The organism is uncultured Virgibacillus sp., from assembly GCF_947495635.1.
Lineage (GTDB): Bacteria > Bacillota > Bacilli > Bacillales > Amphibacillaceae > Virgibacillus > Virgibacillus salarius.
Genome location: NZ_CANMAB010000159.1, coordinates 1 through 5315 on the forward strand (window position 1 = coordinate 1; position 5315 = coordinate 5315).

Consider the following 5315-nt stretch of genomic DNA (forward strand, 5'->3'; position numbering starts at 1 on the left):
CGAAAAACCATATTTGGGCAGTAAAGTGTTTCAAATTAATAAGCAGAAATTGTGTCATTTTACTTGACGGTCACATTACCGTTCTTATAACGTTGTTTGGGTACTGTTTGAAGGTGGTAAAACATCTTCCTAGCATTTTTTTAAATGTTTTTTGCAAATCCATGTGAAGTGAACCTTTCTGATGTGGTACAGAAAAGTCATTTCCGTAATCTTTTCCAAAAAACTTGGTGGTTCAAGTTAAAAGAATTAGGAAGGTCGGTCAACCCTTCCTGATTCTACCTTTTTTAAATTAGCTTTGAAATGTGGTGTGATTTCCTTTGAAATTCTGTTATTTCAATGTGGTGCAAGTGTGGTGCTTGCCACTACATTTGAAGGCTAATTGTCTTCTATAAAAACTGAATATAGGGTTACCTGTGAAGTCCAGTTTGGGAAGAAAGTCCACCTTCCCTTACTGGCATACATAATATTTATTTCCGTTTGTTTTTCAATTCATATAACATATAAAATCACTTCTTTTGAGATTCATATTTTACATAACCATAACTTAATAGCATTTGTTTAGGGGCGTTCCCGTTCTTGTAGGTGAGAACTGGAACACACATTGCCTGCCCCTTCTCCTATCTGCTTTTAACTTTGGTTGTGAAATATCTATCTTGAAAGGAGTGATTTTTTTATGGCTAACAAACGTGTAGAAGATGCTTATAAGGAAATTATTAAGCTGATGGAAGGCTATGAATCCATGAAAGACATGGACACCATTGAAAGCCATTCTGAAGGTGAACAGGATGACTATATCACTATTCAACTTATGAACGGTGGAAAAACCCGTATTTATAAAGATAGCTTGAACGCTGAAAGCTTTCAGGAAGCAGTGAAAAAGGGAACAGGCTTTTTCTATGATGATAACGGGGTAACTTATAACGTCAATTCTATTATGAGTTATTCAATGCCTAAAGAAAAAGAAGATTACAGTGAACAAAAGACCATTGCAGAACTGGAAGCTGAAGAAAAGGAAGTCATTGATGCAGGAAAAGTCTTCCATGAAGATAGTGATTCCCACAAGAATCATAAAACGTTTTCTGATGGTTCCTACCGTGAAGGGGGTTCTGAATAATGGATTTCAAACAGTTTGATGAAATGTTAAAGCAGAAACTTGCAGACATTGAACCTGAACAGGTTGAACAGTTTACGGAACAGTTCAAAGAACAGTTTGATTCATATATGGAAGTCAAACAAAAAGCTGATGAAGTGGACAAGATGAAGCGTGATATTAAACATATGGAACTTCAAATGAAGGCTGAAGAAATTGAAGCCTATATTGAAGAACTACTGAAGGAAGGAAAAATAGTTCCTGAACAAGTTAAGCCGTTACAAACTCATTTGATTACTTTAAATGAAGAACAAACAAAACTGTTCAAAAGAGTCATGAAGAATAGACCTGATTTCCTATGATTTATCTATCATTCATGGGTATCTGTTTATATGTCATGAGTGAGATTGTCAGGGGTCTTGAAGATTTACAAAAATGATTTGCACAACCGTACAAGCCTATTAAAAGGCTTAATCATATATTTAGGGGTTAGGCTTAACCACCTGCCCCTTATACCTTAAAAAAGGATTTTTAGTTTATCTAAAAAGGAGAAGATTCAGATATGAGAAATTCAGTTTTTGTAGAAGGCAATTATGCTTTAATTGAAGTTGAAGCACGTTATACAAAGGACAAAAAAGAACATAAACGGGTTGTTATAGATGCAGACTTTCTTCCAGTGGTTGCTGATAAAGCAGGTTCACTTTGGCAGGTTGAAATGAAGAAGGAACACTATCAGGCACCTAAAGAAATAAATGATATTTACAGGGAAGAAAAAGACGGTTCCAAAACGTATTTAAGGAATCACATTATAGGGGCAGTAGAAGGTGAAAACGTATTGAACATAGACGGGAACCCGTTAAATTGCACCTATGGGAACCTGTTCCTACAAAGTGAATGGAAAGAAGATAATAAAAGCCTGTTAGGGTATCACCGAAGACAGAACAAAGGAAGTGGTGATAGTGCTAAGTAAGTTTGAACAGGAAACTATTATTCTATTCAATGATGAAGAAGAAACCGCCACGGTTTCAACGTTATCCAGTAAAGTTGCTGAAAGAATTAAGAAGGCAGGTTATGAACCTGAAATGCTTGATAAGGATAGTTACAAGTTCACCTTGTCCAAACATGATTTAAGGATTTTAGGAACGGACAGGAAGGCAATAAGACTTGCAAGAAGACCACGCTAATTAAGATTGTAAAAGGGGCATACGTTAATTTTAAGCTTAAAAACGGACACCCCCTATGTCCGTAATTTGAAAAGAAAATATTTTCAAGGGGCATAGGTGCCCCCCCTCATTTTTGGGGTTCTAACGGTCTTAATATCGCCACTTAATTCTCGTTTATTTTAAATACTTCCCCAGTTAGTTTACTTTTTAAAATTGGTATATATTCTTCTGTTATATCGTTAAAATTATATTCAATATCCATTTGGATTGATTCTTCATAAAGCTTACCAAGAATATTACTATAACTAAGAGTTAATATACCAATAACTTCTTTTTCTTTACATTCCGAAAAACCAAGTCTTATCTTTAATTTGTGGTTATTTGAATTTCCACTGCTTTCATAATATTCCTTAACAACTGTTTTCACATTTTCTGTACCACTCCAATCACACTTAATACCGTTTAAAACTCTATTAAACCCAATATTATCTACTATTATATCAATAATACGTTCTTCTCTTTGTTCAAATGTACTTTGAACCCTGAACGAGGGTTTAACCATCATATGCCTTTCATTTTCCAATAACTTATTAGCTTTTCTATTTTGAAGTGTGGTCATCAAAGCAAAAATTGCCGCCGCAACTGTTCCTATCCCTGCCGCTATCTGAAACACATCTACAATTGATAATGAACTACTTTCTACAATAACCCTAATATCCATATTATAATATCCTCTTTTACTAATTATTTATTTGGTAGAATACTCCATATAAATCTTACAATGTTTTTTATTATCTATAAACAGTTTTTTTAATTCCATTGAGAAATAAAAAAAGAAAGGGCAAACAAACCCTTTCCAATTATATTCTTCCCTTTACATTTTTAAGTGGTGAAAAGTTTTTATGCTTTTCTAGTACATCCTCACTAAATAAATTTACATAGTTCCGTACCATTTCCATAGAAGTATGTCCTAAGATAGCTTGCAGGGTGAATATATCTGCCCCTGCTTTGACACTCAATTTTGCAAAGGTGTGCCTGAAGGTGTGTGCAGAACATCTTACCCCTTCTATTTTGGCATCTTTCCCATATTTAGTAATTCTGTTCTGAAGTTGTCGTTTTGACAGAGGGGTTTCATCAATGGTTATGAATAAGTAATCATTCTCCACGGTTCCACGTACTGCAAGATACTTCTTCAATAACTTATACATATTATCTGTAATGGGCACAAAGCGTTCCTTATAGCCCTTTGTGTGTCTTATAAGTATGTTTGAAGGGCTTATGTCTTTCAACCTTATATGAACACATTCATTAGCCCGTATGCCCGTTTCAAGAAGTAATGAAAGAATAGTGTAATCCCTAACACCTGTAAAGGTTCTTAAATCGGGTTGTTTAAAAAGCTTGTCCAGTTGTTCATTGGTGAAGGTTGCCACGGCTTTTTGCCTATCCTTTAATAATTGGATTCCTTTGACTGGATTCTTCTTAACTGCCCCTTCATTATATAGGAAGTTAAAAAAAGCCCTGATTGCCCTTAACTTTGTATTGATTGATACCGTTCTAGCTTCTTTTTCTTTCAGATATACAATAATATTTCTTTTAATGATTTCACTGGTTACGTTATTAGGTGCAGTGTCTATTCCCTGTTCTTTTAAAATCTTGTAAAAGTGCCCTAGTTCATTCCTATAAAATTTAATGGTATGGCTTCTAAGGTTTCTAATTTCACAATCATCTAGGAAGCGTTCTAAAGCTTCCCCAAATGGAATGTGCTTCTTCTTTGGTGTTTCTGTAATCATGTCCAGTTCCTGAACGTTCAAATTATTACTTCTTCTTTTACTATTTTTCTTGTTAGAAAAACTACTCATTGCCTATCCATCCTTTCAAATTTTAAAGGGTGCATGATTATCATTACACATTATTTGAAGGCAAAAAGTAATGTGAACAGGCAAAGAAAAAAGCCCTTCTGCAAATAAGCAGAAAAGGCTTAATTCAAGTGTTCTGTTAAGTTAATAAAGTACCGGTGGCCGGGGTCGAACCGGCACTCCCGAAGGAACACGATTTTGAGTCGTGCGCGTCTGCCAATTCCGCCACACCGGCATAATTGTTGGAGGCGGTAACCGGATTTGAACCGGTGATAAAGGTTTTGCAGACCTCTGCCTTACCACTTGGCTATACCGCCATATATACTTGGAGCGGAAGACGGGATTCGAACCCGCGACCCCCACCTTGGCAAGGTGATGTTCTACCACTGAACTACTTCCGCAAATGGCTGGGCCACCAGGATTCGAACCTGGGGTACACGGGATCAAAACCCGATGCCTTACCGCTTGGCTATGGCCCAATTATTTAAATTAAAAATGGGGCGACCGGTGGGGATTGAACCCACGCGTGCCGGAGCCACAATCCGGTGCGTTAACCACTTCGCCACGGCCGCCATATAGAAAAATTGGCAGGGGTAGTAGGAATCGAACCCACATCAAAGGTTTTGGAGACCTTCGTTTTACCATTAAACTATACCCCTAATTATACTATTAGAAAATGGTGGAGGGGGGCAGATTCGAACTGCCGAACCCTGAGGGAGCGGATTTACAGTCCGCCGCGTTTAGCCACTTCGCTACCCCTCCAAGAAGAAGAAAATACAAATGGTGGCTCGGGACGGAATCGAACCGCCGACACAGGGATTTTCAGTCCCTTGCTCTACCGACTGAGCTACCGAGCCATTCAGTTTTAAACTATTAAAGTCTATAAGACTTTTGAAAGTGGCGGTCCGGACGGGACTCGAACCCGCGACCTCCTGCGTGACAGGCAGGCATTCTAACCAACTGAACTACCGGACCAACTAATGGAGTTATTCAATAATAAATTATTTTGGTTGCGGGGGCAGGATTTGAACCTGCGACCTTTGGGTTATGAGCCCAACGAGCTACCAGACTGCTCCACCCCGCGATGTAAGGAAGTAATAAATTTGTTCTGTTTTTCAAATCATTATGGATGGTGGAGGATGCAGGGCTCGAACCTGCGACCCCTTGCTTGTAAGGCAAGTGCTCTCCCAGCTGAGCTAATCCTCC

6 protein-coding genes and 11 tRNA genes are annotated in these 5315 nt (G+C 37.8%); 4 read left to right on the forward strand and 13 right to left on the reverse strand.

Annotation, left to right across the window (positions count from 1 at the left end; all coding sequences use genetic code 11):
• Positions 1 to 673: 673 nt before the first annotated feature.
• The 4 genes from Q1A47_RS19805 to Q1A47_RS19820 all read left to right on the forward strand — a co-directional run bounded on the left by Q1A47_RS19805 (position 674) and on the right by Q1A47_RS19820 (position 2274).
• Positions 674 to 1114 carry a hypothetical protein gene (locus Q1A47_RS19805; RefSeq protein WP_166531033.1) on the forward strand — a complete coding sequence of 147 codons (441 nt, stop codon included), beginning with the start codon at positions 674 to 676 and terminating at the stop codon, positions 1112 to 1114.
• Complete coding sequence (locus tag Q1A47_RS19810) at positions 1114 to 1452, forward strand: hypothetical protein (RefSeq protein WP_166531032.1); 339 nt, start codon at positions 1114 to 1116, stop codon at positions 1450 to 1452. Before Q1A47_RS19805 ends, Q1A47_RS19810 begins: the two co-directional genes overlap by 1 nt.
• Before the next feature lie 200 nt (positions 1453 to 1652).
• The gene (locus tag Q1A47_RS19815; RefSeq protein ID WP_166531031.1) at positions 1653 to 2060 is read left to right on the forward strand and encodes a hypothetical protein; all 408 of its coding nucleotides are present in this window, start codon (positions 1653 to 1655) and stop codon (positions 2058 to 2060) included.
• Complete coding sequence (locus Q1A47_RS19820) at positions 2050 to 2274, forward strand: hypothetical protein (protein WP_166531030.1); 225 nt, start codon at positions 2050 to 2052, stop codon at positions 2272 to 2274. The genes Q1A47_RS19815 and Q1A47_RS19820 overlap by 11 nt, the downstream gene beginning before the upstream one ends.
• A 142-nt stretch (positions 2275 to 2416) precedes the next feature.
• Here the strand turns inward: Q1A47_RS19820 and Q1A47_RS19825 are convergent, their stop codons facing one another.
• The 13 genes from Q1A47_RS19825 to Q1A47_RS19885 form a co-directional block, all read right to left on the reverse strand.
• On the reverse strand, positions 2417 to 2974 hold the full coding sequence (locus tag Q1A47_RS19825) for a hypothetical protein (RefSeq protein WP_166531029.1): 558 nt from the start codon (positions 2972 to 2974) through the stop codon (positions 2417 to 2419).
• Between the two features lie 139 nt (positions 2975 to 3113).
• Positions 3114 to 4112: a tyrosine-type recombinase/integrase gene (locus tag Q1A47_RS19830; protein WP_166531028.1), complete on the reverse strand. Its 999-nt coding sequence runs from the start codon at positions 4110 to 4112 to the stop codon at positions 3114 to 3116.
• 150 nt (positions 4113 to 4262) lie between these two features.
• A tRNA-Leu gene (locus Q1A47_RS19835) sits at positions 4263 to 4344 on the reverse strand.
• A gap of 8 nt (positions 4345 to 4352) precedes the next feature.
• Positions 4353 to 4426, reverse strand: a tRNA-Cys gene (locus tag Q1A47_RS19840).
• Between the two features lie 9 nt (positions 4427 to 4435).
• Positions 4436 to 4510, reverse strand: a tRNA-Gly gene (locus Q1A47_RS19845).
• A gap of 3 nt (positions 4511 to 4513) precedes the next feature.
• Positions 4514 to 4588, reverse strand: a tRNA-Gln gene (locus Q1A47_RS19850).
• 17 nt (positions 4589 to 4605) lie between these two features.
• Positions 4606 to 4681 (reverse strand) — tRNA-His (locus tag Q1A47_RS19855).
• A gap of 13 nt (positions 4682 to 4694) precedes the next feature.
• Positions 4695 to 4768 (reverse strand) — tRNA-Trp (locus Q1A47_RS19860).
• An 18-nt stretch (positions 4769 to 4786) separates the two neighbouring features.
• A tRNA-Tyr gene (locus Q1A47_RS19865) sits at positions 4787 to 4871 on the reverse strand.
• Between the two features lie 19 nt (positions 4872 to 4890).
• Positions 4891 to 4966 (reverse strand) — tRNA-Phe (locus Q1A47_RS19870).
• A 41-nt stretch (positions 4967 to 5007) separates the two neighbouring features.
• Positions 5008 to 5084, reverse strand: a tRNA-Asp gene (locus Q1A47_RS19875).
• Positions 5085 to 5116: 32 nt separating this feature from the next.
• Positions 5117 to 5193: transfer RNA gene (locus Q1A47_RS19880), tRNA-Met, on the reverse strand.
• Positions 5194 to 5239: 46 nt separating this feature from the next.
• Positions 5240 to 5315, reverse strand: a tRNA-Val gene (locus Q1A47_RS19885).

Excerpts from the sequence above, each read along its gene's own strand:
- Q1A47_RS19830 (WP_166531028.1), bottom strand. The coding sequence starts at position 4,112 with ATGAGTAGTTTTTCTAACAAGAAAAATAGTAAAAGAAGAAGTAATAAT.
- Q1A47_RS19805 (WP_166531033.1), top strand. The coding sequence starts at position 674 with ATGGCTAACAAACGTGTAGAAGATGCTTATAAGGAAATTATTAAGCTG.
- Q1A47_RS19810 (WP_166531032.1), top strand. The coding sequence starts at position 1,114 with ATGGATTTCAAACAGTTTGATGAAATGTTAAAGCAGAAACTTGCAGAC.
- Q1A47_RS19815 (WP_166531031.1), top strand. The coding sequence starts at position 1,653 with ATGAGAAATTCAGTTTTTGTAGAAGGCAATTATGCTTTAATTGAAGTT.
- Q1A47_RS19825 (WP_166531029.1), bottom strand. The coding sequence starts at position 2,974 with ATGGATATTAGGGTTATTGTAGAAAGTAGTTCATTATCAATTGTAGAT.